This window comes from Microseira wollei NIES-4236 (assembly GCF_020521235.1).
Lineage (GTDB): Bacteria > Cyanobacteriota > Cyanobacteriia > Cyanobacteriales > Aerosakkonemataceae > Microseira > Microseira wollei.
Genome location: NZ_BLAY01000511.1, coordinates 1 through 649 on the forward strand (window position 1 = coordinate 1; position 649 = coordinate 649).

At 37.9% G+C, this 649-nt stretch carries 1 protein-coding gene; it reads right to left on the reverse strand.

What is annotated here, in order from left to right:
• The coding region (locus MiSe_RS49600) for a reverse transcriptase domain-containing protein (protein WP_264197175.1) at positions 1–649 on the reverse strand (649 nt) is incomplete at both ends.

The window sequence follows — 649 nt, forward strand, 5'->3', positions numbered from 1 at the left end:
TTAGACCAGCCTCTGATTATTGGGTTAACCTCCTTTATTATTTCCATTTGGGTAGAGGCTTTGTTGTTGGCTATTGTTTCTCCAATCTTTTGGATATGGAGTTTAACCTTATTTTTACTAGGTGTGACGAGAGTCTTAAATCCCAGTTTATTTCCGCGAGTATCTTTACCACTTTGATTTTTCCCTAGTGGGTATTGTCTAATGGTGAACCCTAGAAAATCGAAGCCTACATTTCCTTTCACGTTATTAAGCGTGTGAGAAATTTTGGTTTTACTGGGTTTGAGTTCTAATCCTATTTCTGCCAACCAATCGTTAATTATCTTTTGGCAATCCAGAATGACTTCTAATCGTTCATGTATGATAACGAAGTCATCTGCATATCTGATTAGTGACAGGGATTTTCTATTGTCCCTTTTACCCCCTTTTAGAGTTTCTGCATATTGCTTAACTCTTTCTTCCATTCCATGTAAGGCTATGTTAGCTAATAATGGGCTGATTACACCGCCCTGTGGTGTTCCTTCGTTGGTAGGGAATAGGGTTTTGTCATCCATGACTCCTGATTTTAACCAAGTTTTGATTTGTCGTCTCAACTTGGGGTAGGTTTGGAGTTTTGCCAAAAGTTTTTCATGATTGATTTTGTCAAAGCATT